General features: G+C 34.9%; 24 protein-coding genes. 15 read left to right on the top strand and 9 right to left on the bottom strand.

Annotated features, from left to right (window positions below):
* The first annotated feature begins 46 nt into the window (after positions 1 to 46).
* The 6 genes from RHAB15C_RS07075 to RHAB15C_RS07050 all read left to right on the top strand — a co-directional run bounded on the left by RHAB15C_RS07075 (position 47) and on the right by RHAB15C_RS07050 (position 4,398).
* The gene (locus tag RHAB15C_RS07075) at positions 47 to 1,186 is read left to right on the top strand and encodes a 3-oxoacyl-[acyl-carrier-protein] synthase III C-terminal domain-containing protein (RefSeq protein WP_194845837.1); all 1,140 of its coding nucleotides are present in this window, start codon (positions 47 to 49) and stop codon (positions 1,184 to 1,186) included.
* Positions 1,177 to 1,683: a hypothetical protein gene (locus RHAB15C_RS07070; RefSeq protein ID WP_194845836.1), complete on the top strand. Its 507-nt coding sequence runs from the start codon at positions 1,177 to 1,179 to the stop codon at positions 1,681 to 1,683. The genes RHAB15C_RS07075 and RHAB15C_RS07070 overlap by 10 nt, the downstream gene beginning before the upstream one ends.
* A complete protein-coding gene (gene ubiG, locus RHAB15C_RS07065) occupies positions 1,665 to 2,423 on the top strand; it encodes a bifunctional 2-polyprenyl-6-hydroxyphenol methylase/3-demethylubiquinol 3-O-methyltransferase UbiG (protein ID WP_194845835.1) in 759 nt (252 codons plus the stop codon). The genes RHAB15C_RS07070 and ubiG overlap by 19 nt, the downstream gene beginning before the upstream one ends.
* A 78-nt stretch (positions 2,424 to 2,501) precedes the next feature.
* The gene (locus tag RHAB15C_RS07060) at positions 2,502 to 3,176 is read left to right on the top strand and encodes an LbetaH domain-containing protein (RefSeq protein ID WP_194845834.1); all 675 of its coding nucleotides are present in this window, start codon (positions 2,502 to 2,504) and stop codon (positions 3,174 to 3,176) included.
* Positions 3,173 to 4,063 (top strand): polyprenyl synthetase family protein, encoded by an 891-nt coding sequence (locus RHAB15C_RS07055; protein ID WP_194845833.1) that lies wholly within the window; start codon positions 3,173 to 3,175, stop codon positions 4,061 to 4,063. Before RHAB15C_RS07060 ends, RHAB15C_RS07055 begins: the two co-directional genes overlap by 4 nt.
* 128 nt (positions 4,064 to 4,191) lie before the next feature.
* Positions 4,192 to 4,398, top strand: coding sequence for a hypothetical protein (locus RHAB15C_RS07050; RefSeq protein WP_194845832.1), 207 nt, complete (start codon positions 4,192 to 4,194; stop codon positions 4,396 to 4,398).
* Between the two features lie 397 nt (positions 4,399 to 4,795).
* Here the strand turns inward: RHAB15C_RS07050 and recA are convergent, their stop codons facing one another.
* On the bottom strand, positions 4,796 to 5,857 hold the full coding sequence (gene recA / locus RHAB15C_RS07045) for a recombinase RecA (RefSeq protein ID WP_194845831.1): 1,062 nt from the start codon (positions 5,855 to 5,857) through the stop codon (positions 4,796 to 4,798).
* Between the two features lie 120 nt (positions 5,858 to 5,977).
* On the opposite strand from recA, the gene glk reads away from it, so the two are divergent.
* A complete protein-coding gene (glk, locus tag RHAB15C_RS07040; RefSeq protein ID WP_194845830.1) occupies positions 5,978 to 6,955 on the top strand; it encodes a glucokinase in 978 nt (325 codons plus the stop codon).
* Here the strand turns inward: glk and RHAB15C_RS07035 are convergent.
* Complete coding sequence (locus tag RHAB15C_RS07035) at positions 6,914 to 7,714, bottom strand: NlpC/P60 family protein (protein ID WP_194845829.1); 801 nt, start codon at positions 7,712 to 7,714, stop codon at positions 6,914 to 6,916. The two genes, glk and RHAB15C_RS07035, sit on opposite strands and share 42 nt — an antisense overlap.
* A gap of 85 nt (positions 7,715 to 7,799) precedes the next feature.
* Between RHAB15C_RS07035 and RHAB15C_RS07030 the strand changes: the two genes are divergently transcribed.
* Both RHAB15C_RS07030 and RHAB15C_RS07025 read left to right on the top strand, forming a co-directional pair.
* Positions 7,800 to 9,356, top strand: coding sequence for a peptide ABC transporter substrate-binding protein (locus RHAB15C_RS07030; protein ID WP_194845828.1), 1,557 nt, complete (start codon positions 7,800 to 7,802; stop codon positions 9,354 to 9,356).
* 39 nt (positions 9,357 to 9,395) lie between these two features.
* Positions 9,396 to 9,812, top strand: a complete 417-nt coding sequence (locus RHAB15C_RS07025) for a hypothetical protein (RefSeq protein WP_194845827.1) — start codon at positions 9,396 to 9,398, stop codon at positions 9,810 to 9,812.
* A 16-nt stretch (positions 9,813 to 9,828) separates the two neighbouring features.
* Here the strand turns inward: RHAB15C_RS07025 and RHAB15C_RS07020 are convergent, their stop codons facing one another.
* From RHAB15C_RS07020 to RHAB15C_RS07005, 4 genes are read right to left on the bottom strand one after another with little or no spacing between them, the layout of a single operon-like run.
* The gene (locus RHAB15C_RS07020; RefSeq protein ID WP_220716045.1) at positions 9,829 to 10,410 is read right to left on the bottom strand and encodes a 5-formyltetrahydrofolate cyclo-ligase; all 582 of its coding nucleotides are present in this window, start codon (positions 10,408 to 10,410) and stop codon (positions 9,829 to 9,831) included.
* Positions 10,364 to 11,653, bottom strand: a complete 1,290-nt coding sequence (locus RHAB15C_RS07015) for a toxin-antitoxin system YwqK family antitoxin (RefSeq protein ID WP_194845825.1) — start codon at positions 11,651 to 11,653, stop codon at positions 10,364 to 10,366. Before RHAB15C_RS07015 ends, RHAB15C_RS07020 begins: the two co-directional genes overlap by 47 nt.
* Positions 11,650 to 12,264, bottom strand: a complete 615-nt coding sequence (locus RHAB15C_RS07010) for a hypothetical protein (protein WP_220716044.1) — start codon at positions 12,262 to 12,264, stop codon at positions 11,650 to 11,652. Before RHAB15C_RS07010 ends, RHAB15C_RS07015 begins: the two co-directional genes overlap by 4 nt.
* Before the next feature lie 20 nt (positions 12,265 to 12,284).
* Positions 12,285 to 13,688 (bottom strand): hypothetical protein, encoded by a 1,404-nt coding sequence (locus RHAB15C_RS07005; protein ID WP_194845823.1) that lies wholly within the window; start codon positions 13,686 to 13,688, stop codon positions 12,285 to 12,287.
* Positions 13,689 to 13,779: 91 nt separating this feature from the next.
* Between RHAB15C_RS07005 and RHAB15C_RS07000 the strand changes: the two genes are divergently transcribed.
* From RHAB15C_RS07000 to RHAB15C_RS06980, 5 genes are all read left to right on the top strand, one after another.
* Complete coding sequence (locus RHAB15C_RS07000) at positions 13,780 to 14,040, top strand: YggT family protein (protein ID WP_194845822.1); 261 nt, start codon at positions 13,780 to 13,782, stop codon at positions 14,038 to 14,040.
* Positions 14,040 to 15,041 (top strand): tRNA dihydrouridine synthase DusB, encoded by a 1,002-nt coding sequence (gene dusB, locus RHAB15C_RS06995; protein ID WP_194845821.1) that lies wholly within the window; start codon positions 14,040 to 14,042, stop codon positions 15,039 to 15,041. Before RHAB15C_RS07000 ends, dusB begins: the two co-directional genes overlap by 1 nt.
* Before the next feature lie 100 nt (positions 15,042 to 15,141).
* Positions 15,142 to 15,585 carry a hypothetical protein gene (locus RHAB15C_RS06990; protein ID WP_194845820.1) on the top strand — a complete coding sequence of 148 codons (444 nt, stop codon included), beginning with the start codon at positions 15,142 to 15,144 and terminating at the stop codon, positions 15,583 to 15,585.
* A gap of 152 nt (positions 15,586 to 15,737) precedes the next feature.
* The gene (locus tag RHAB15C_RS06985; RefSeq protein ID WP_194845819.1) at positions 15,738 to 16,322 is read left to right on the top strand and encodes a hypothetical protein; all 585 of its coding nucleotides are present in this window, start codon (positions 15,738 to 15,740) and stop codon (positions 16,320 to 16,322) included.
* A gap of 168 nt (positions 16,323 to 16,490) precedes the next feature.
* Positions 16,491 to 17,087: a hypothetical protein gene (locus RHAB15C_RS06980; protein WP_194845818.1), complete on the top strand. Its 597-nt coding sequence runs from the start codon at positions 16,491 to 16,493 to the stop codon at positions 17,085 to 17,087.
* 43 nt (positions 17,088 to 17,130) lie between these two features.
* On the opposite strand, the gene RHAB15C_RS06975 is transcribed toward RHAB15C_RS06980, so the two are convergent.
* The 3 genes from RHAB15C_RS06975 to RHAB15C_RS06965 all read right to left on the bottom strand — a co-directional run bounded on the left by RHAB15C_RS06975 (position 17,131) and on the right by RHAB15C_RS06965 (position 20,417).
* A complete protein-coding gene (locus RHAB15C_RS06975) occupies positions 17,131 to 17,604 on the bottom strand; it encodes an NYN domain-containing protein (protein ID WP_194845817.1) in 474 nt (157 codons plus the stop codon).
* Positions 17,604 to 18,197: an RdgB/HAM1 family non-canonical purine NTP pyrophosphatase gene (gene rdgB / locus RHAB15C_RS06970; protein ID WP_194845816.1), complete on the bottom strand. Its 594-nt coding sequence runs from the start codon at positions 18,195 to 18,197 to the stop codon at positions 17,604 to 17,606. The genes RHAB15C_RS06975 and rdgB overlap by 1 nt, the downstream gene beginning before the upstream one ends.
* Before the next feature lie 72 nt (positions 18,198 to 18,269).
* Positions 18,270 to 20,417 (bottom strand): GreA/GreB family elongation factor, encoded by a 2,148-nt coding sequence (locus RHAB15C_RS06965; protein WP_194845815.1) that lies wholly within the window; start codon positions 20,415 to 20,417, stop codon positions 18,270 to 18,272.
* A 615-nt stretch (positions 20,418 to 21,032) separates the two neighbouring features.
* Here RHAB15C_RS06965 and RHAB15C_RS06960 point away from each other — a divergent pair.
* Positions 21,033 to 23,141 carry a YjbH domain-containing protein gene (locus RHAB15C_RS06960; RefSeq protein WP_194845814.1) on the top strand — a complete coding sequence of 703 codons (2,109 nt, stop codon included), beginning with the start codon at positions 21,033 to 21,035 and terminating at the stop codon, positions 23,139 to 23,141.
* Positions 23,142 to 23,166: the final 25 nt, after the last annotated feature.

Genomic DNA, 23,166 nt, shown 5'->3' with positions numbered 1-23,166 from the left:
TTAACGCAACCACATACTATAAATGTTTTTTTAACACTTTGGGATTATGTTAACTTTAAGCCAATTTGAAATCATTCGTCCTACTTACGAAAGCTCCCAAGAAGAAACATTAAATTGGCTCATTCAAGCGCATACGCAATCAGAGGCTTACTCTCAAGGGAAAAAAGCAGAGCAAATTAAGCCTTTTACCCTTAGCCTTAGACAAAAACTAGATCATGTTGCCTGTAAACCGAATCGAATTTCAAAAAGAGGGCATATTTTAAGCGATTTTCTGCACACAGAGTGGGAAAAGATGAAAGTATATCGCCTAGAAGAGTCTTCTTTTGGGGTTGATTTAACAACCCGTTCTAAAATCTTTTCTGATCAGGTAGAAGATGCATTCGAACAATTTTATCCCAAATCAGCTGCTTCTCCAGATCATTTAATTCATGTAACTTGTACTGGATATGTCTCTCCTAGTGGTGGACAAAAAATGGTTTCTCAAAGAGGATGGGGAGAGAAAACTCTTGTTTCGCATGTTTATCATATGGGTTGTTCTGCATCTATTCCTGCTTTAAGGTTAGCACAAGGATCTCTGCAGGTAGAAGGTTGTGTCGATGTCGTTCATACAGAACTTTGCTCTTTACATACGAATCCTTCTCTGCATGGGTTAAACCAATTGGTTTCTCAATCGTTATTTGCAGATGGATTTATAAAGTATCGAGCTCAAGCAAGTTGTTCTTCTGAGCATTTTCAACTTTATACTCTTCATGAAGAACTGGTTTCTAACTCTTTTGACTCTATGCATTGGAAAATAGAAAACTGGGGATTTGCTCTTTCTTTATCTCAAGAAATACCTGCTTTAATTGCTCAATCCATTTATCCTTACTTAGTTCGCATGAGTCAAAAATCAGGATTTACTATCGAATACATCTTGCAAAATGCACTTTTTGCTATCCATCCGGGCGGGCCTAAGATTGTCCAATCTATTCAAGCCGTGTTAGGTTTAAGCTTTGCTCAAGTAGCCCATAGTAAATTCATCTTGCAACAATTTGGCAATATGTCTTCAGCTACTCTCCCACACGTGTGGAAGGAAATTTTAGAAGATCCTAAAGTTGTAACCGGATCTCTTATTGTAAGTCTGGCTTTTGGCCCGGGTCTTACGATTTGTGGGTCTATAATGGAAAAGAGGTTGCCATGTGGTTAATAGCTGTTATCCCTTTTATTTTACAAGCTATTGCTATAATTTTTGATGAGGGATATTTTCATATAAGAAGAAAGCTACCTCGTTGGGAGAGAATTGGGCATCCGATTGATACGCTAAGCGTTTTAATTTGCTTTTCCTTTGCTCTTTTTGTTCCTTTTTCTTTTTCAACATTAAAAATTTATTTGCCACTTACTGCTATTTCCTGTGTTTTAGTAACTAAAGATGAGTTTGTGCATAAGCATCATTGTTGTGCAAGAGAAAATTGGTTGCACGCATTGCTATTTACTCTTCATCCAATTACTTTAGGACTAGCTGGATTTATTTGGCCGATCAGTCAGGAAAAGCCTGTTGCCCTCTGGGTGCAGCAGTGGTTAAACGAACCAAAAATCTTACGTAAGTTTTTGTTGTTTCAAGTGATCATACTTACTCTTTTCTTGATCTATCAAGTAGTCTTTTGGAACTTAGTTTGGAAAGAAAAATGCGCAGAAAAAGAGTGATTAACAATTCTTTTTATAATGAATTGCAAGAGCGTTGGTATTTAGAAAACGACCATCCTGTTGCTCTTCTGAGAGCTGAAAATGCACTTCGAAAGGATTGGGTAGCTTCTCAAATAGCTTCTGGCCAGAATATTTTAGATATTGGCTGCGGTGCAGGTTTTCTTGCAAATTTTCTTGCTGAAAAAGGACATACGGTAACAGGAATAGACCTTTCGGAAACAAGTTTAGAAGTAGCGCGTTTACACGATCAAACAAATTCAGTGGAATATATCAAAGCTAACGCCTATCATCTTCCTTTTGAAAAAACAAAGTTTGATGTTGTGTGCGCAACAGATATTTTGGAACATCTAGAATATCCAGAAAAGTTGATTCAAGAAGCTTCTCGAGTGCTTCGCACTGGAGGGTATTTCTTTTTTCATACCTTTAATCGGACTCTTGCTAGTTACGTTATTGTGATTAAAGGAGTAAATTGGTTTGTTCGAAATGCTCCAAAAAACATGCATGTTTATTCCTTATTTATTAAACCAAAGGAGTTGCAGAAAATGTGCCATTCAAATGGTTTTAATATAGAAAATTTCAAAGGATTTCGCCCTAAAATTTTGACTAAGAGTTTTTTTCGCCTTTTATTGACTAAAAAAATTTCTTCTGATTTTTCCTTCTGTTTTTCTTCTTCTCTTAAAACAGGCTACTGTGGAGTTGCACAAAAAGTTCGCTCCCATATCTGTTATGAAAAAATTTAATAAAGAGATGAAAAAAATGTCTCTGCACATTAACTCCATTATCCTTTAAAATGAAAGATTCAAGATCTTAAGGATAATATGGAAAGTCTTTCATTATTTTGTTTAGATGCCTATAAGCATAAGGATTTATTTAGCGGCCTGGAATATCCTTGGGAAGCATTAGAGAGACTGCGCGCCTATCTCTTAAGGCAAGGTTTAGGAAAAATTGAGATACATATTGCTCCTGGTGTGCTGCTTATAGATCCTGATAAGATCTCTATTGGCCCAGGAACAACCATTGAGCCAGGTGCCTATATTCAAGGACCTTGTATCATTGGCCAAGATTGTCAAATCCGCCAAGGAGCTTATATTCGAGGGGATGCGCTAATTGCAGACCGGTGTATAATTGGTCATGGTACTGAAATAAAGCATTCTATTTTTTTTAATGAAGCAGTAGCTCCTCATTTTAATTATGTGGGAGACTCTGTTTTAGGTAATAATGTCAATCTTGGTGCAGGCGTAAAGTGCGCGAATTATCGACTAGATCATCAATGTGTTTCTGCTCATTGGGGACAGAAAAAAATAAAAACGCGACTGAAAAAACTAGGTGCATGTATAGGAGATAATTCTCAAATTGGATGCAACACTGTAATTAATCCCGGCACCTGTATCGGAAAAGATGTGATCTGTTATCCAAATATGACCCTTCGGAGATATATTTCACAAAAAAGCCTTGTAAAATCCTCTTCACATATGATGGTAGAATCTCTATGACAACCTTAAATAGCCCCTCTTCTTTTTCCTCGCATTTAGAAAAAGTGGATGAAAAAATTATCCAAAGTCTTTTTGATTTTGGAGAAAAAACTAAATTGCGCGATGCTTGCGAATACGCTTTAATGAGCGGAGGCAAACGTTTTCGCCCTTTGATCGTTATCTTAGTTGCAGAAGCTCTAAACAACCATCTAGACGTTTCTGACGCAGCTCTGGCCGTGGAGTTTTTTCACACAGCCTCTTTAATTGTCGATGATCTTCCCTGTATGGATGACGATGACCAAAGGCGTGATAAGCCCTCTACTCATAAGATCTATGGAGAATCAACGGCTCTTTTAGCAAGTTATTCTTTGATGACAGCTGGGTTTGGCAAGATTCATAAAAATGCGGAGGTTATTAAAAAATCTTTTCCTCCTTTTTCTGCATTGAGTGATGTTATTTGCACGTTAGCCCTTTCCATTGCTACCCAATGCTCTGGGATTTTAGGTGCTACAGGGGGGCAGTTTTTTGATCTTTTCCCCCCAGACAACTCTTTAGAAACCGCACAAAGAATTATCTCTCAAAAAACAGGAGCCCTTTTTGAAATCTCTTTTGCTTTCGGTTGGCTTTTTGGAGGAGGGGATATGAAGCAGCTTAAATTGGTTAAAAAACTAGCTCATCACTTTGGTTTTGCCTTTCAAATAGCAGACGATCTTCATGATATCAAACAAGATGAACAAGAAAATCTTAAACTCAGCATAGTTCATATGCTAGGCCCTGAAAAAGCGTTAGAGTATTTCCAAAATGAGTTATTTAGATGCTGTGAGTACTTAAAGAAGCTGGGTCTTTTTACTCCTTCTTTTGAAAGGATTATCGATATGCTTTTTCACTACGCAAGATTTGAGAAATAATTTTTCCTCTTTACCTAGACTATTTATTGTTTTATTTATTATGTTTGTAAAAAATGTTTGGTGTTGATTATCATAGTTTTGATCAATACACTTTCTAAGTTATTTACTTAAAAATAAGGATTTAAACGGTGGTTTTTTCAACAAATTATTTGCAATTAAACAACATGCTCGATTTACAAGAAATCCCTCAAAGAAAGAAAAATTTTAAAACTATAAAAGATTGGTCAATTGATGTGCAATGCAGTGGAAATACATATGATGGTGTGCGTATTCCTGCAAGAGAATCTGCTATAACCGTAGTTGTTTTAAATAGAGGAGCCTTTTTTTTCTTTTAATGTAACTTATGTTCAACAAGTGCAAAAAATATTTTATCTTTTTTCAGAAACCGTGAAAAAGAACGCTGAAGATTCAGATCCCATAAAATTTGGAAAATATTACCATATAAAAACTTGTTTGCAGAGCCCTTAAGATTAATAGATGTTTAGATAGCTAATATTTTACCAAATACAAATGTAGAAAGTGAAAAATTAGAAAAAGACTATTGCTTTCTTTTCAAAAGAGAAAATGGTAGTGGAATGCAAAAATACGAGCCAGAATCTCTTTATGAAAAGACAGCCAAAAGTATAAGCAAATGCTACTTTATACTTATCTTGTAATAAAGACAATTTTAATCTTTAAAAAGATGTTTTTGTGAAAAAACAAACCACCGGCAATAGCAGGTGGCTTGTTTTGTTAGACTAATATTTCTTTTTTCTCTTCTTTAACAAGAGAGATAATCGGGTCTTTATCTTCTTTAATTTTAGCTAGGATTAATCTCTCTATTTCTTCTACTAGATGGGGATTTTTCTTCAATTCTTCTCTAGCAGATTCTCTTCCTTGTCCTAAACGATGGTTTTGAAAACTAAACCAAGTGCCTTTTTTCTCAACAATATCTAGATCAACACCTAAATCAATTAAAGTGCCAATGCGAGAAATCCCTTCATTAAATAAAATATCAAACTCAGCGACTTGAAAAGGAGGGGATACTTTATTTTTCACAACTTTTACCTTAACACGGTTGCCAACTTCTGTGTTATCTGGACCCTTAATGCTACCACAGCGACGAATGTCTAATCGAACAGAGGCGTAAAATTTTAAAGCTTTTCCACCTGTTGTGGTTTCTGGATTACCAAACATAATTCCAATTTTTTCGCGTATTTGATTGATGAAAATAGCGCAAGTGTTGCTTTTGGAAAGAGTAGCTGTTAATTTTCTAAGAGCCTGAGACATCATTCTTGCTTGCAATCCCATAAAAGAATCGCCGATTTCTCCTTCAAGCTCGCTTTTAGGAACTAAAGCTGCAACAGAGTCAATAACTATGACGTCTATTGCGTTAGAGCGCGCTAGCATCTCCGCAATATTTAGTGCTTCTTCTCCCGAATCGGGTTGAGAGATCAATAATTCATCAAGTTTAACACCAATTTTAGCAGCATAACTTGGATCTAGTGCGTGTTCTGCATCTATATAGGCAGCAAGGCCTCCGCTTTTTTGCGCATTGGCTACAATATGGGTGGCAAGCGTAGACTTTCCAGAAGACTCATGACCGAATATCTCTACAATTCTTCCTCGAGGAACTCCCCCAATTCCCAATGCGAGATCAAGAGTTATTGCACCTGTTTTAATTACTCCCATCTCTCCTTTTAAAGAAGAATGTTTACCTAAAGTCATGATAGATCCTTCACCAAATTGTTTTTCAATTTGTGTCATTGCTAGTTCTAAAGCTTTTCTTTTTCCTGTATCATTTTGTTGAGCCATAAAGTTCCTTTTGTTATCTGATTTTAAGATTGAATCTGATTGATCCTTTGCGTCAAGGATAATCGATTTTGCAAATGGTGTCTAATTCGAGAATTAATTATAAAAAACAAAGGATAATTTATGTTATTGGCTGGTGATATAGGAGGAACAAAGGTTAGCTTAGCTCTTTTTGAAGAAGAGTTGCAGTTACAATATATAGAAGAAAAAACCTTTCATAGTCGTGATTTTTCCGATTTTTCTTCTTTATTGCATCATTTTCTAGCTCCATTTCCTCATATTTCTATTTCTCGAGCTGGATTTGGAATAGCTGGACCTGTGCAAGATGGGGTTTGTCGAGCAACAAATCTACCCTGGACCCTTTCTGCAGAAGATCTGCAGCATCAATGTAAAATCCCTCATGTGTTTTTACTCAACGATCTAGAAGCTAGCGGATGGGGTCTACAGCTTCTTTCCCCTAGCAAATATGTAACATTAAACGAAGGAAAACAAACAATAGGTAATCGGGTATTGGTTTCTGCAGGGACAGGTTTAGGAGAAGCGGGTCTATTTTGGAATACAAAAATACATCATCCAATTGCAACAGAAGGTGGTCATACCGATTTTGCCCCTTGTAATGAAGAGCAACTAGAACTTTTTTCTTATTTATATAAACAATATAAACATGTCTCTTATGAAAGAGTTTTATCGGGATTTGGTCTGTATCAAATATATCGGTTTCTAGTTGACACGCATAAAGAACAAAGCGATCCAGAAATTGAAGAGATCTCCACTAAACTAGAACCACAAAGACTGGTGATAGAGAAGGCGTTAGAAGGTTTATCCACAGCTTGTATACACGCCGTAGAGATCTTTGTTTCCATATATGGAGCAGAAGCTGGAAATTTAGCGCTTAAATATCTAGCTAGAGGAGGCGTTTATTTAGGTGGTGGATTGGCACCAAGGTTATTGCCGTTTTTTAAACATGGTGGTTTTATGGCTGCTTTTACAGCTAAAGGAAGATTTTCTTCCCTTATGCAAGAGATTCCTATCTATCTTATATTAGAGGATACAACAGCTTTATTTGGTGCCGCGCATTATGCTAGAACAAAAGTTCTCTGAATGCCAACGACGAATGACAAAAGAGTCATCAGAGGGATTTTTATTTATAGGCTTCCTTGTTTTTAGAACTTCTTCTATTCTCTCAGAGAGACTACGAAAATGAACTCCTTTTTCAGGTGTACTTTCGATACAAGTTTTTTTGTCGATGACAATAATTACGTGTCCTTTCCATGTGATTAGATCAAGAGGTTTTAATAAGGAAATGATCTTTTCTTTTTTTAAATTTTCAATTTTAAGGCCTTTTTTATACTTCACTAAATCAACTGTATTGCGAGGGGTATATCCGTCAGTAGCATAATAGAGAAGGCCCGAGCAATCTACCCCTTTGAGTTGCCAGATGTTTTGTATTTTTGGGTCAAGGCTAGACAGTTTTACAGTGGGAGGGTAGAGTTTGAGTATTTTAATAATGCCTTTTGGCCAATTTCCTCCCCACAAATAAGGAGTTCCAATTAAATCTTTTAATGTTTCGCAAATTTCATCGACATTAGATAAACCGGGTTGTTTTTTTGAAGAAGAATTAGGTAAAAACTTTCCATGAATATACAATTCTTTACCGGAGTAGTTAGGGGTCTTTATTTTTAAAATATTTTTAAGTATAATTTCTCGTGGATCGAGTGACATTCCTGGCAAAAGGATTGTTTCTAAGCATCTCATTAATCCTTGATTATCTAAGGGTATACATTCACCTTTTCCTTTAAAATATCTAGGAAACTCAGCGGTATTAAATACAGGAACGGGTTCACTGATTATTAAAGACATGATTTTTTAAGCCTCGCGTTATTAGATCTAGTTATCTTATAGTACAAATACAAAGGTCTCTTTAATAAAATGATAGGAAAATATCATGATTAAAATTTTTTTAACATGCATTATTGCGCTTTTGACTGGTTGCTTTTCTTTTTCAAAAGAGAAAAAAGAAGCCCAATCACAGGTGTTGCGCATTAACATAGGAGATGATCCTCAAAGTTTAGATCCAAGGCGCGCGCGCTCTCTTAAAGATATTACCTTATTAAGACATTTGTTTGAGGGGCTTACTCGTAAAAACCCACAAGGCAAAGTAGAGTTTGCTTTAGCAAAAGACATGCAAGTATTGGAAGGAGGAACGCGTTATCAATTTACTTTAATTAAAAGCTATTGGTCGAACAAAGACCCATTAACAGCGCATGATTTTGCCTATGCTTGGCATAAAGTGCTAGACCCTGCATTTCCCTCAGATATCGCTTATCAAATGTATTTGGTTAAGAACGCACAAGCTGTCAAAGAAGGAAAAGTGCCTAGTTCGGAACTGGGAGTTCGTGTATTATCGGATTATGAATTAGAAATCGAATTAGAACATCCGGCTCCTTATTTTTTAGAGCTGTTATCTTTTCCGCTTTTTTTCCCTGTACACCGCAAACTAGATGCAGAAAATCCCAACTGGGGTTGGCAGGATTCTGGGTATGTTTCTAATGGTCCTTTTATTCTAACTAATTGGGAACAACGTAATTTGATTCGGCTGCATAAAAATCCTCTATATTGGGATCGTTCTTCTGTTTCTTTATCTGAAATTTTAGCTTATATGCTTTCTGAAGAAACAGAGCTACGCCTATTTGAAACAGGGGAAATTGATTGGGCTGGATCTCCTTTATCCACTCTTCCTGTTGAGGCTTTGGGTTCTTTAAAAAAATCTGCTTATTTTATGGATAAAGAGTTTTTAGGAACATATTTGGTAAGAATACAAACGCAAAGCCCCCCCTTTAATAATCGATCTATTCGACGCTGTTTTGCTTTGGCGGTTAATAGAGAAGATATTGTATCTCATATCACTCAAGGAAATCAAATGATTGCAACAGGCTTAGTTCCTACTGGGTTAGGGTTGCAAGATAACCCCTATTTTTTGGATGCAGACTTAAAAAGCGCCAAAGAGCTTTTACAACAAGATCTTCCTAAGATCACTCTTCTTTATCGAGCTGATGAAAAAAATCATGTGTTAGCGCAAGGATTGCAACAACAGTGGATGCAATCTCTTGGGGTGCTTGTAGAGTTAGAAGCTGTAGAGGCAAAAATCTATTTTGACCGTATTTCCAAAGGAGACTACCAATTAGCAACAGGATCTTGGATTGCAGATTTTGAAGATCCAATGAACTTCTTAGAAGTGTTTAAATACAAAAAAGGCGGGTCCAATAATACAGGTTGGGAGGACGCTCATTATATACAGCTACTCAACTCTGCTAATAAAACAGTAAATAGCAAGCAAAGAATGCTTCTTTTGAAACAAGCAGAGCAGGTTTTAATGGATAATATGCCCATGATTCCGATTTATTATTATCGTATGCTCTATTTAAATCGAAATGTTCGCCAAGTAGCGCTATCTTCTACCGGAGGGATAGATTTTAAATGGGCTAGAGTTGACAGAAAATAAATTTTTACCTATTTCTAAGTAAATTTTTTAAGGTCAACTATGAAAACTATAATAACATTTTTTTCAACATGCTTTCTTTTCATTGCCTCATATACACAAGCTGAATCCATACGTTTATTTAATAATAGTGTTTATGATTTGCGAGCTGTAGTACGGGGAGCTGATGGTTCTTTTTTAGGAGAGATGCTCATCCGTTCACAAAACTCAACCACTTGGTATAATACATATGGCCCCTATCAAAGTAGAGTTCCGATACAAGAGAGTCGTTCGCAAACACCTTATGCAGTAGTTTGGTATTGTTTAAGTGGAGAGCAGTTTTCTATATGTGATACAGTAGCTACAGGAGGGGCCGTGGAAGCTCTTAGTTGTTTAGGCCCGCGTACATGTAGAGCTAGAAAAAAAGACCATACTCCTCAAGAAGAGTATCAGGAAATGCAACCTCCTCAAAAACCATAGATTTTGTTTTTTCTATTTAAAACAGTAATAATTCATTTAGAGCGATATCATGCTCTTCAATAGGTAAAGGTTTGATGCAGAGCTGTTCTTGAAAACCAATGCCTATTGTGTAAGGTTTGAAGTGATTCTTTTGCAGGTTTTCTAGAAGTTGATCGTAGTGACCTCTGCCATAGCCTATGCGGTGACATAGGCGATCAAAACCTAATGCGGGTACTAAAATGCAATCGATCTTTTCTAGGGCAACAGGAGTAGAAAATTTTGGATTAGGCTCTAGTATACCAAAAGTAGAAGGGATGAATTCAAATTTGGTAATTTTATGAACGCTAAGACTTGTACCTTCTATTTTAGGTAGTAAAAGTTTATGTTCTTTGAATAGGTCTTGATTCAATAAATCTATATTAATTTCACTTTTAATGCTGTAGAACGAGAGTATGTTTTTGTAGGGTTTTAATTTTTTGCTAAGTTGCAAATAAGCATTGTGTGCAGCTTGTTTTTTTCTAGTCTCACAAAGACCTTTACGTATCTTGATGAGTTCTTCTCTAATTAACTGCTTAGCGTAAGAGTGGTTCTTCGTCAACTTTTGGCTTTCCTTTTTCATAGCTGATTTTTTTTAAGAATATACCATTAGAAGTATACAAGGTAGCAGTTCCTTTTCCTTGCTCTATTTGAGAGACTGGTGTGTCTTCTTTGGGTTTGAAATAACTAGCGGTAATTAATAAATCCCGATCATACTCTTCGATTAACATCACGTCGCCACTTTCATACCAAGCTACGCTAGTTCCATGTTTTTTATTTTGATTGAATTCTCTTTGACTCTCTGATTTACCACTAGGGTACCAGGTTTTAACCATGCCTTGAATCATATCATCATCCCAATAAAGGCAGAGTTTGATTTGAGGGTTTTCTAAAGAACCGTTGTAGTAGATTTTCTCTTCGCCTTGTTTTTTTTTGTCTTTGATAGAATAAATAGCGTGTAGGCTTTGATTAGGGTTAAATATTTTTACTTCTCCTTCCGCGATCCCTTCAGAAAAAGTGATTAATTGATGCAATCTTCCTTCTATAAATTCTGCTTTTTGACCAGATCCATTGTAGATTTCTGCTATTTTTTTCCCACTTGGATCAAAATAAGTAGCCTCTATTAAATGATTTTTTTGATAGAGCTCGCTGAATTGTAATTGCTCTTTGTTCCAATAACCTACAGAGAGTCCTTCTTTTTCTCCTTTGTGGTAAGCTAGCTTTTGCAAAATGTTGCCATCGAAATCAAATTCTTCCAAAGAACCTTCAATGAATCCTTGCTGGTAAGGAATGATTTTTTTGATTGGCCCTTCGGGGTAATAGTAGATACTGGACGTGTGTAGAAGCCCTTTATCATAGAAAATTTCAGCAATGATTTGCCCTTGTTCATTTCTTACTGTGCTCTTTTTATCAAAGATCCAGCTTGCTTGAGCTAAATTATGAATATCTGCTACACCCTCAATGACAAAAGCATCTATTTTGAGCTGGCCATTGGAATAGTATTCTTGATATAGACCGTGAGCTCTACCATCGACAACTTCTAAATGATGCCAGAGTTGGCCATTATCGTGATAACTAGTCACTATGGAAGAGCTTTGGCCAAGATTGGTGCGCTTATAAACCCTAAGCACTTTTTGATAGGGTTGAGGCTGCAAAAAATCTATGTTTTGATAATTCGATAAACGATCTTGATTACTAATAGTTTCTGCAAAACCATTTCTATCGATGAGTTGTAAACTTACAATTGGAGGAGAGTCAGATTGAAAAGAGGAGCTGCAGCCAGAGCAGATGATAAGAGCTATTATAAAAAGTATTTTTTTTGTCATAAAGGTTCTCGTTTAACCAATTTCATATCGATACAGAAAACTTTTTGTTGAGGGGTAATAGATTTTTTAGTCAGATGAAAGTCTGTAATGAATAAAAAAGGAACCCCAGGTTTTGGTCCATAGGGCCAGATGTGTACCTGTTCAATAAAACAAAGTAGTTGTTTTAAGTCTTCTTCATTTGCTTGAATGGTTTTTTGTTGTCTCTCTTCTACCTCACGAAACAAAGAGTGTTTTCTGATTTTTTCTTCGAAAAAGGTTAGCTGATTTTCTTGAGAAATCCAATTTAACCGTTGAGAGGAGATAGAGTCTAACCTGTTTTCCAATAAAAGAGTATGTAGTTTTTTCTGCTCTGGTTGTAGAAAACAGAGAGATTCTACATATTTATCCAAGTATTGAGAGTCACTCATTTTTAATTGAGAAAGAATTTTTTCCTCTTTTTTTTGTATTTGCTCATTATATAGAATTTTTTTATGGATGACTTGAGTAGTATTTGCCAGCTCTTCTAACTGGTATAGGCGATAATAACCATGAATAATGATTAAACAGCAGGGCATTGGTGCTAATAGTAGTAGCAATATCCATTTATATCTTGTAATTATCAAACGATGCAAAAATAAGCGCATAAAAATAGTTAGTTCAAAGGTTTTAGGGTAAAAATAGCGCGATATTTATTTCCTTGCGCATGCCATTGTACAGGGTTTTTTGTATGAATCATTTGGTTTTCTTTAAGTAGCATTTCATGAAATTCACGCGCAAGTTTTGGGGCTGATGCAGAAAATTCAATTTCTACCTGTGCTTCATAAGGAATGTTTTTTTGATCAACGGTTGGATACTTGAGCATTTGGTAATGAATAGATAAAATCTCTATTCCGTTTTTTGCCTTTGCTTCGTTGATAAATGCTGGGTGAGCGCTTATCCATGCTAAAACATCGCTTACTTTAGGAACTGTGGGAAGAAGGGAGAAGGGAAGCTTTTGTGTGCTGAGCTTATTTTTCCAGGAAAGAAGATGCTTTTGCCAATCTTTAATCGATTTAAAAGAGGTTTTTTGTAACTCTTTAGGTAAAATAGAAGAGACATGCGCAAGAAGTTTTGTTTGTTTTTGGTGTAGATATGTTTGTATTCCTATTAAACTAGTTAGATTCAGAACTACACAGGCTCCTAAATAGTAAAATGTTTTTTTTAATAAATATTGTTTAGTTTTTTTTGTCATAAACATTTTTTGACTAAAATTCACTTGATTACCGTCTTCAGCAAGGGCATCCAATGCAGACCCTATAGCAAGAGCATATGGGTGATAATTTAGGTTTTCTAAAGTCAGTTGTTCACCAACAAAGATTTCTCTTACTATATTTTTGAGATCGATAAGGGAAGGCGTTTCTTCAATATACACGTAAGGACAATTGGTATCCCATCCCTTTTGAATTAAGAACAATTGGTATTTTTCTAAATTTTTTCTAAAGCATGCAGGATCTAATGAAAACGCTTTAGCAGATTCAAGACGATTTTCTTGATAAAATAAGCAAAGCATTTCTTGAGATCCAATATGAATAACAATTCCCGTTTTTTGTTTAGGAAAAGCCCAGGTGATAAAACGAAATAAACTAGAACTACTGCAGCTGACAAAATGAGTATGAAGACCTTTATTTTCTAGGAATTGTATGCGTTTAAAGAAGAGATTCTGAGAGGTTATAAAAACGCCAACCGAAGAGCTTTTTTTAGAAATTCGATCAATACATACAGAAACTACAGAATCATTTGGAGTCATTATTAAAGACTCAATTTGGAAAGGTAGTGTTGCTAGAATCTTTCTTTTTTCTGTTAGCGGAAGAACTAGACGCCTTAAGATGACATCTTGTGTTTCTAAAAAAGTAGATATAATATAATTATTATTATAAATAGACAAATCCTTGTAAAGCTGTTTTACAGAATCGGTTTTTACTATATATAATTTTTGAATGGTGATTTTTGATTTTTTCTTAATTAAAATCGCAATATGTAATTTCTCTTGATTTAGTGCAATTCCTACTGTAACCAAGAATAGACCTCAAATTATAGAATTTTTTTTATATGATCTAATAAAAAGTTGATCTTGAAAAGATTCATAAAAGTTAGATAATATTAGTGCCATGTCTATTTTGCTAGCTAATATTATTCATTGGATTTTCTTTGTCTATACGATCATGTTAACCTTGCGTATATTGGGTTCTTGGTTTCCTTCTTTTTCCCATACGAGGTTTATGCATTTTTTACGATTCTATACAGACCCTTATTTAAATGTATTTAGAAACCTGATTCCCCCTATTGGAGGACGTTTAGATTTAAGTCCAATTATTGCCTTTTTTGTTCTACAATTTCTTGAAAACTTCTTTCTGCGGCTTTTTATCTAATGTCCTTGTTGCAGAAATCTTTTTCTTTAGGCTCTCTTGTCCTGCCTTCTAATATCTTTTGCGCTCCTCTAGCCGGTTGCTCAGATCTTCCTTTTCGTCGAATGCTCGCTAAATACAGACCTGGTTTGATTTTTTGCGAAATGGTCAAAATGGATGCTTTGGTGCGCCAAAACCCTAAAACCTGTCGCTTTTTAGATTTTGAACCTACCATGCATCCCATCGGTGCTCAATTATGTGGAAGCAAGCCAGAGCTTGCAGCAGAATGTGCGCGTATTATCCAAGACTTAGGGTTTGATAGTATTGATTTAAACTGCGGATGTCCTGTTGATAAAGTGACAAAAGATGGTAGCGGCTCAGGAATGTTAAAAACACCTCAATTAATCGGTGACATCTTAGCAAATATGGTATCTGCAGTACAAATCCCTGTTACTGTTAAAATCCGTGCTGGTTGGGATAGTTCTCAAATTAATGCAGTAGAAATTGTAAAGATTGCTGAGTTAGCAGGAGCAAAAGCGATTTGTGTTCATGGAAGAACTAGAGCACAAGCATATAGAGGGCCTGCGAATTGGGATTGGATTCGTGAATGCAAACAGGTCGCGCAAACAATCAAAGTAATTGGTAATGGTGATGTCTTTTCAGCTATTGATGCAGAAAAGCTTTTTTTATACACAGGATGCGATGCCATTTTAATTGCTCGTGGTACAATGGGTCACCCTTGGATTGTAGAAGATATCTATGAATATCTAACCACAAAAAAAATACCTACACGAACTTCTTACGAGAGACGTGATATCTTTTTAGAACATCTAGAGCATATTATCTCTTATCAAGAAGAGAGAAAAGCGGTTCAAGATTTAAGAAGGGTTGGATGTTGGTTCTTAAAAAGCATGCAAGGCGCTTCTAAATTACGTGAAGCGATTAATAGAGCAGAGTCAACATTAGAAATTCGCAAGCTGATCGCAGATTATGCTTGGGAAGAGGTAGTTATCTCTTCTTGTTAAAATGGTTTTTATATTTTTTTTATCTTCATACAACTTTTGAAAAAAAATATTTCTGATAAAATAAAGCCGTTTCTATTTGTTTAAATAACAAAAAGGCTATATGAAAAAATTCTTAAAAATTGCTTATGCTTATCTTGCGTTAGCCTTTAGCTTTTTATTTGCTAACACACAAGAGATACAAGATTTGGAAGTCACACAGTCTATTGAAAGCATCTCTGAATTAGAGAATTCTTTTTCTGGATATAAGCAAAAGGATTATCGTGGCTTAAAGTTATCTATACCTTATGTAAAGCTATTTTATATAGGGATGGGACTAGACATTGATTACCATATGAATAAAGAAGAGGCAATGACAGCTTTCTTTTTTAGGCGTTCTGCTGAGATACAACGTAGACCCTTTGTAGAATTATGCCCAAAGTTTGCATTAGGGAAGCAATATATAAGCAGTTTTTTAGAAATGCAAGTGGGCTTCTTAAAAATTCCTATTCTCTTCAAGGAAGAGAATGCTATCGTATTTGTTCTTAGATATGGAATTGGTTTTTAAAATACCTTTCTAATTCCATTGCTCTCTTATCTTAAAGATTTCATTTAATATTTATTGTTATCATATAAATTTTCTTTCAAGAAGAAAAAAAAGGTTCTCGTTAATAGAATGGTCGTTATCCATTATTATTAATAAGAAACGAGAAAGATTATATGAAAAAAATATTAAAAATTGTTCCTGCTTTTATGCTGGCCTTTGGTTCTTTGTTTGCTGATACACAAGAAATAGAAGTCGCAAAATCTATTGAGAATTCATTCGGATATGTGAATGTTGGTATGGAGTCTATTTTTTCTTCTCCCTTTTTTGGAGTCGGATATAGACTGCAAAAAAATCAGCATGGTTTAGATCTATCGGCATCGATTGTATGTAAAACCATTGATTATACATCTTGCTTTGAAGCTAGAAAAGCTCGTGTTCAAAGAAGAAAGGCTAATATTTTATACAACTTCTTTTTCTTTCCTCATTTAAGTTCTCAGGCTTACGTAGGATTAGGAGTTGGGGTTAATTATATCGATATAAAAAGAATCGGATCCATCGTAGGGTTTTCTCCAGAGATTGCATTGGGTAAACAATATAACAATAAGCAAGGCAATCAACGCTTTATACAGCTACAAGTTAGCTTACCAGGTCTTTATACTAGATCTAAAAAGATCAGATCTTATCACGATTACCAAACAGTGAAAACTGATTTGGAATGTGCTCCTTTATTTACTTTTACCTATGGAATTGGTTTCTAAACGTCTTTTTAAGACTGTTTTCAAGCAGAGACATTCTTGATTTTATTATGTTAAAGATAAGATAAGGATTTTATTTTTGTTATATAAATTTTCTTTTAAGAAGAAAAAAATGTTCTGTGTTCATAGAATGTCTTTTGTATTTCATTATTAACAACGGAGAATGTGTATATGAATAAGATATTGAAAATTGTTACAGCTTGTTTTATGTTACCTGCTAGCTTTTTATGCGCTAACCCGGAGACTCAGGAAAAGAAACAAACTAGCTGTTGCTGCATTGAAAACTCATTTGGATATCTTAATGTGGGAGTAGGTCCTCTACCTGAGCTAGTTCCTTCTTTTGGAATTGGTTATAGAGCTCAAAAAGATCATCATGGATTTGATTTGTCTGGGTCCATTGCTAAAACTTGGACGCAAACAACAGCTCGTGCAAGCGTTTTATACAATTACTTTTTCAAACCAAATCTAAAATCTGAATTTTATGCTGGTTTAGGCATGGGCATTAAAGGTGTACACGAGAAAACAGATTTTGTGAATAACTCTCATGTAGCTGTTTATCCAGAGTTCGTATTTGGTAAGCAATATAGAAATGAAACAAATTGTCAACGTTTCTTCCAAATGCAAATAGGTTTCCCTATTTTTGCTCTTGATAAGATCGTTAAGAAAACTTGGACTCATCATAAGAGCTCCTATAGCATTTCTTATCCTACATCTTACAAAACCTCCTACATTCCTGAAGTTATTTTTAGCTACGGAATTGGTTTCTAAATCTCTTATGAGCTGCCTTAAAACTTAAGGCAGCTCATTTTATTTATTCTTTCAATTTATTTTCAAAAATTTTTAGCAAACGAGAAATTTCTTGTGGGGTTTCTTGAATTGGAGTTTCTGTGGATTTTTTTTGCTTCTCATTTTTTTTAGTAACATAAGAGAGAAAATCTGTTAAGGAAAGGGTTTTTGCTCCTAATGCTCTGCAACGAATAATTAGCTCTTGGTCATTGGATACAACTGTTGTATGTGCTGGATTTTTATGTAATTGAATTTCTTCGAAGATATAGAAATCAGCTGTCATGTTTAACGGGGTATAGATGATCTCTATTGGGCCTATATGATGTTTCGTAGAGTGTTTTTCATGTGGATCACTACCATCAAAGACTAAGACAATATCTAAAAAAGAAGAGATAGAGGTTGCGAAATAGGATATGAGTTCATAACGGTATTGACGCAGAGGATTGTGTTTTTTTGTTAAATAAAAAAGCAGGTTATAGCCATCTACAAAGTAACGCATTAAATAAGAGATTCTAATATAGGAAAAAGTTTATCTAATGCTTTTCTACGGTGGGAGATTTTGTTTTTAGTAGCTTCTTCTAATTGAGCAAAAGTTTTTCCATATTCGTGTTTTAAGAAAATAGAATCATAACCAAAGCCTAAACTGCCTTTTTCTTTTTCTAAGATAACTCCCTCTACTTTTCCTGTAGCGGTTTTTTTTAAACCTTCAGGAGAAGCTAGAGAGATCACACATTCAAAATAGGCTTGGCGCAAGGGATCTTGTAAATGCTGCATAGAGTTAAGTAGCTTTTGCCTATTTTGCTTATCCGTTGCATTATTTCCTGCATAACGGCGAGAAAAAACACCGGGTTCTCCATTTAAAGCAGGAATAACAAGTCCTGAATCATCAGCAATTACCCATGCATTCAATTGAGCAGCAGCGTGTATAGCTTTAGTAGTGGAATTTTCTATAAAACTTATTCCTACTTCTTCTTGAGGGATATAAGAAGGAAAATCGATTAAGCTTAATAGGTCCAGTTTAGGAAATAATTTAAGCATAGCACGAAACTCTCTGATTTTATGTACATTTTTACTGGCAATAATCAAACGCATAAAGCTATTCTCTTGTTTTAATAAAGATATAACAAATCAGAGACATTGGATGCAAAGTTCCTTTTCAAAATTTTAAAGATAGCTGTGGATTGCTTCTATAGTAAAAGTTTCTTCTTGAAATTGAAAAGACTCTCCTACAGATAAACCATTAATGGTCAAGGCTAGCTTGGATTGAAAGGAAAGAATATTTTTTTCTGGATCTGCATCCCAAGGGCCTAGAATTGTATAGCTTATTTTTTCTCCATGAGTATTTTTACAATCAATAATAGCCCCTACTCCTACTTCTTGAGTGGAAATATCCTCTTTAGACAAAATACGTGCACGATGCATTTGATCAGATAAGGTTTTAAGCTCTGATTGTAGCCTGTCTCTGCGCTCTAAAGCGGCTTTGAATTCTGCGTTTTCTCTTAAGTCTCCGTGAGCCCTTGCAATTTCAATTTCTTTAGCATTTTCTACAGTTTCTACTGTAGCTATTTGTTGAATTCTTTGTTGTAATTTTTGGTATCCTTCTTGAGTTGTCCAAATAGTAAGATCTTCTTGAACCTCTTTTTTATGAAGTTTAGCCAACTTAGGGTATGCTACTTCTGCAAGAGAAACAAAGATTTTTTGTTCGTGATCGCTTAAAGAATGACATTTTGTGGCAAGAAGAAGAAACTCTTTTACATCTTCAATACTAGATTCTTGCATGATCTGTCTTACTATAGCAAAACGATCAGTTGATAGGAGATTATGAATTTTTTTGACAAGGTCTCTTTGTAGAGGTTGATGTTCAATCCTGCTAAGTAAAACTAAAAGCCCTTCAAAAAATCTTGTTCGGCCCTGTTTATCACAAAGAGGGAGTGCTTTTTGATTAATAACTTTTTGAAAGTACCAAATAAAGGCAGATGGGTATTTATCTGGATGTATATATAGTTGTTCTAATTTTTGAATGAGGCCATCTGAAGCTTTAGCTGTAAGTAAAGCGGAAAGGATATAATCTCTTAATGGAGAAATATCGATATAAAAAAGCAAATCTAAAAAAATCTGTGGCCATTCTTCAGAGTTTTGTTGTAGGTGGTTTAAGCAACGTTTTTTAAAACTAATGATTTTGATCTCATCGATTAGTTTAAAAATAGAGGAACAGTTTTTAAAAATTTCTTTTATGTTTTCAGATTCTTTTTCCTCTTTTAAATCCTGCAAAAAGAAATGAATTTGCAGGCTTTGAGCAGGAGTGATGTCAGTAAGCAAAAGAGCTTCGGAGAGCTTGGTTTTCAGGTTTGTTTTGAACTCTTCATTCTTCAGTGTTTCTGGAAAGTCTTTTAAAAATCCATAGACCATTTCAATAAGAGTGTCCGCATTAGGTTTACTTTGTAATACGTCGCTGAGCTTTTGTTCATGACTTATTTCTGTTTGTCTCAATTTAAAATTATTTTTAATGTCTTCGGGGATTTCAATAAAGGTGTCTTTTTTTAACTTGGATCTAGTCGCTTGCCACCATCTTGTCCATTCTTTTGCAGGGATGATTAGATCGCATAGTTCATCTTTAATTTCTGCTGTTGTTTTAGGTCCTAAATCCTTTAATAACATATGAATTACACTAACGGGATCTTTTCTGGCTTTTTTCTCGAGCAAATCAGGATTTCCAAATCGCAAAGCTAAAAAATGATCGGCAGGAATAGGCATTAAAACTTTGAATGCTGTTATAAAGGAAAGATCTTTCCTGCCAGGAACATAATCAAATTCAATACTAACCTGTTCAAGAACAAAAGAAAAATCTACAATTTCCCCAACACCCCATCCTCCTGTATGAAAGACATAATTCCCAATTTTCATGTGAGAGAGCAGTTCAAAGTTGCTAACAGCGCCTTGGAACTTTTCTCGATTACGTAACCCTACTAGGCGGATTTTTTCATTAAAAAGAGGATCATTTGGGTATTTAGCTTTCAAGAAATCCAATGTCATATGAGCCAAAGCATCATCATTCATTGTCTGTAAATCAATGATAAGTTTGAATATTTCTTCAGAACCAGGGCTTTGTGGGGTAATTTGCCACAAGGGCAAAATTTCTTGTATGTGCAGACCAAAAGAATCAGCCATTTCAGAGTGTTTGATGCTTTTTAAAATTTCTTTGAGTTCTTCTATATCCAACTCATCTCCGGCGCAATACTCTTCCCACAACTTGAGTACTCCAGAATAGTTGTGTTTAGCGATATGAGTTTGGAAATCTTTAAGATAGCTCATTTGAATTCCTTATAAATTATAGAAAATATGTGAAAGAAAACGTCGTCAAAAGGATCATAAGCTCCATTTTTGACTTTTTAACTAATAGTGCAGATTGCTTTTTCTTGCATCCGTTGAGTATATGAGTTCAACTAATTATCTTCAATTAAAACCCTAAAAACAATTCCTGAGATAGAAAGGATTGATTTTTAAAAAAAGATTATTTTATTTTTTCTTGTTTTTTACATCTAAAAGCAAATGGCTCCAATCGGCCAAACAAATGCCTATTAAAAAATAGATAAAATATGTTTTAAAATGCTTGTAAAAAGAAAGGAGGTTATCTGAAAAAGAAAAAATGAAGCCAAATAATGCACGTAAAAGATCCTAATAAAAAAGAATAGGAAATGCTTCTGTGTTTAACTATTTTGGAGCAATCACGCAAAAAGGCAATGTGATAAATCCACGTAGAGAAAATAGCTTTATTTTGTGAATAGGCAGCATAAGAAAAAGATTGAATCTAGTGTGACTTTTGTAGTTTGCCATAGTTTAATTCATTTTAAAGTCTTGTTAAAAACTAAGTAGCTCTTTATTTTTGATGCGTCCTTTGAAAATACGCATACTATATAAGAGTGCTTTGTGGATTCTTCACTTAAGATGTGTTGTGCTATTTTTTTTGTTAGTGCTTCTTGGATTTTCGCAGAACAAAATTCTTTTTGCTTAGAAAAATTTGAAGAGAATTCTCTTTTCCATGAGTTAGAGTTATCAGGAGAAATGTGTAAAGAGGCATCTGATAGACTCCCTTTTATCTACAATTATTCGACATTAGGCGGTTATTTTCATACACCTTCTGCTCGTATGGATACAACAGGTAATTTAGCAGCGAATATAATAGCTACCTCTTCTTTTCAAATTTACGGTATCGGATTTCAATTTTTTGACCGGATTCAAATATCAGCTAATTATCATATCTACAAAGGCAAGAAAAAACAAAATACAGATAGAATAGCAAATATTAAATTGGGATTGATTACTGAACAAGATGATTTTACTTATCTTCCAATTCTTGCAGTAGGTATAGATGATTTTATCGGAATAAGGGGCGTTAATTCTCCCTATATTGTGATGAGCAAGCAGTTTCTTCCCTTAAATTTAGAATGTTCTTTGGGATGGGGTAGAAAAAGATTGCAGGGAGTATTTGCAGGTATATCTTGGACCCCATTTAGAAAAAGCGAAAAAACATTTTTGAAAAATTTCTCACTTATTGCTGAATATGACTCTGGTAGTGATAAGTCACAGTCTTTAAAAAGAAAAATAAATACAGGTCTTGTATTTTCAGCAGGGGATTATTTTCAATTCTCTATTGCAAGTCTAAAAGGAAAAGAAGTAGCTGTATCTGGTTGTTTGCAATTTCCTTTGGGCTTAAATCAAAAAACAAAACCGCAAGATCCTTGTTTATATGCATCGCCTATCAATACAGAACCTTTAGGATGTATTCGTAATGAGCAAGATTTTTCTCAAGAAATTGCTTATGCATTAAAGCAGCAAGGTCTTGATTTATATAGAGCAACTCTTCAATACAATGCTTTTGGAGATAAGCAATTGTGTTTAAAAATTATCAATACACGTTATCGCGAAGAGTGTGAAGTTAGAGAGAGGATTCAATGTGTTTTGGCTGCTTTAACTCCTTCTGATATTACAAGCATTTTATTAGTTGTAGAAGAAGGCGGAGTGAACTGCCAAGCTTATTGTTTTGATAGAGAACTTCTGCGATTTTGGTATCACAATCAAATAAGCGATTTTGCATATAATGCACTCTCTCCTTTACAAGAAGTTCCAGAATGTAAGAATTGTTATGAAGAAGCCATTATTTTTCAAAGGCATAAGCCAATTGGAACATTGGTAATACGTCCTCGCATACTTACCTTTTTTGGTACCAACAATGGCAAATTTAAGTACAATATCGGTGCTATTGTTTCTCCAGAGGGCTATATTAAAGATCAGCTCTATTATAAAATCCAATTGGGCTATTCAATTGCATCTAGTATGCAAAAAATCACGCAACATCAGACAAATCCTTCATATCTACCCATTGTACGCTCAGATACATTATCTTACTTGCGTCCTAATCGACTTTCTTTAGAAGAGGCTTATTTACAGAAAACCTGGAATTTAGGGTATGGATGGTTTTTTCGCACAGCAACTGGTTATTTTGAAATCGCTTATGCAGGAATTGCAACGGAGTGTTTATTTTATCCGGTTAATAGCAATTGGGCAATTGGCTTGGAATGCGCTGCAACTTACAAACGTAGATATCAGGGTATTGCCTTTACCAACCATGTAAAACAATTAAAAAAAACAGGGTATGTCGAGATTCCTTTTACAGGGATGCAATATTTCCTGGATGTTTATTATGACTGCAAACCCTTACATGTAGATCTACAAATGAGTGTAGGACGATTTTTAGCTAAAGACAAAGGAGTTCGTATAGAGCTGGGCCGTTATTTTCCCAGCGGATTACGTTTTTCTCTTTGGATGACCATTACAAATGGTCATGATCGAGTAAATGGAAGAGTCTATTACGATAAAGGTTTTTGTTTTGTCTTACCACTTGATCTTTTTTTCCCCCGTAGTTCTCGTAACTATCTTGGGTTTTCTATGTCAGCCTATCTTCGAGATGTAGGAGCTAGAGCAAAAACAGGGACATCTCTTTATGATACTTTGTACCGTGCCCGTTATAATTATTAGAAAGATCCTTAAACTTTGGAAAATC

It is taken from the genome of Candidatus Rhabdochlamydia porcellionis, assembly GCF_015356815.2.
Classification (GTDB): Bacteria; Chlamydiota; Chlamydiia; order Chlamydiales; family Rhabdochlamydiaceae; genus Rhabdochlamydia; species Rhabdochlamydia porcellionis.
This window is presented reverse-complemented; position numbering and strand designations above follow the sequence as displayed.

What these genes read in the sequence shown, in the direction of transcription:
- RHAB15C_RS07075 (WP_194845837.1), top strand. Translation starts at nt 47, where the DNA reads ATGTTAACTTTAAGCCAATTTGAAATCATTCGTCCTACTTACGAAAGC.
- RHAB15C_RS07070 (WP_194845836.1), top strand. Translation starts at nt 1,177, where the DNA reads ATGTGGTTAATAGCTGTTATCCCTTTTATTTTACAAGCTATTGCTATA.
- ubiG (WP_194845835.1), top strand. Translation starts at nt 1,665, where the DNA reads ATGCGCAGAAAAAGAGTGATTAACAATTCTTTTTATAATGAATTGCAA.
- RHAB15C_RS07060 (WP_194845834.1), top strand. Translation starts at nt 2,502, where the DNA reads ATGGAAAGTCTTTCATTATTTTGTTTAGATGCCTATAAGCATAAGGAT.
- RHAB15C_RS07055 (WP_194845833.1), top strand. Translation starts at nt 3,173, where the DNA reads ATGACAACCTTAAATAGCCCCTCTTCTTTTTCCTCGCATTTAGAAAAA.
- recA (WP_194845831.1), bottom strand. Translation starts at nt 5,857, where the DNA reads ATGGCTCAACAAAATGATACAGGAAAAAGAAAAGCTTTAGAACTAGCA.
- glk (WP_194845830.1), top strand. Translation starts at nt 5,978, where the DNA reads ATGTTATTGGCTGGTGATATAGGAGGAACAAAGGTTAGCTTAGCTCTT.
- RHAB15C_RS07035 (WP_194845829.1), bottom strand. Translation starts at nt 7,714, where the DNA reads ATGTCTTTAATAATCAGTGAACCCGTTCCTGTATTTAATACCGCTGAG.
- RHAB15C_RS07030 (WP_194845828.1), top strand. Translation starts at nt 7,800, where the DNA reads ATGATTAAAATTTTTTTAACATGCATTATTGCGCTTTTGACTGGTTGC.
- RHAB15C_RS07025 (WP_194845827.1), top strand. Translation starts at nt 9,396, where the DNA reads ATGAAAACTATAATAACATTTTTTTCAACATGCTTTCTTTTCATTGCC.
- RHAB15C_RS07020 (WP_220716045.1), bottom strand. Translation starts at nt 10,410, where the DNA reads ATGAAAAAGGAAAGCCAAAAGTTGACGAAGAACCACTCTTACGCTAAG.
- RHAB15C_RS07015 (WP_194845825.1), bottom strand. Translation starts at nt 11,653, where the DNA reads ATGACAAAAAAAATACTTTTTATAATAGCTCTTATCATCTGCTCTGGC.
- RHAB15C_RS07000 (WP_194845822.1), top strand. Translation starts at nt 13,780, where the DNA reads ATGTCTATTTTGCTAGCTAATATTATTCATTGGATTTTCTTTGTCTAT.
- dusB (WP_194845821.1), top strand. Translation starts at nt 14,040, where the DNA reads ATGTCCTTGTTGCAGAAATCTTTTTCTTTAGGCTCTCTTGTCCTGCCT.
- RHAB15C_RS06990 (WP_194845820.1), top strand. Translation starts at nt 15,142, where the DNA reads ATGAAAAAATTCTTAAAAATTGCTTATGCTTATCTTGCGTTAGCCTTT.
- RHAB15C_RS06985 (WP_194845819.1), top strand. Translation starts at nt 15,738, where the DNA reads ATGAAAAAAATATTAAAAATTGTTCCTGCTTTTATGCTGGCCTTTGGT.
- RHAB15C_RS06980 (WP_194845818.1), top strand. Translation starts at nt 16,491, where the DNA reads ATGAATAAGATATTGAAAATTGTTACAGCTTGTTTTATGTTACCTGCT.
- RHAB15C_RS06975 (WP_194845817.1), bottom strand. Translation starts at nt 17,604, where the DNA reads ATGCGTTACTTTGTAGATGGCTATAACCTGCTTTTTTATTTAACAAAA.
- rdgB (WP_194845816.1), bottom strand. Translation starts at nt 18,197, where the DNA reads ATGCGTTTGATTATTGCCAGTAAAAATGTACATAAAATCAGAGAGTTT.
- RHAB15C_RS06965 (WP_194845815.1), bottom strand. Translation starts at nt 20,417, where the DNA reads ATGAGCTATCTTAAAGATTTCCAAACTCATATCGCTAAACACAACTAT.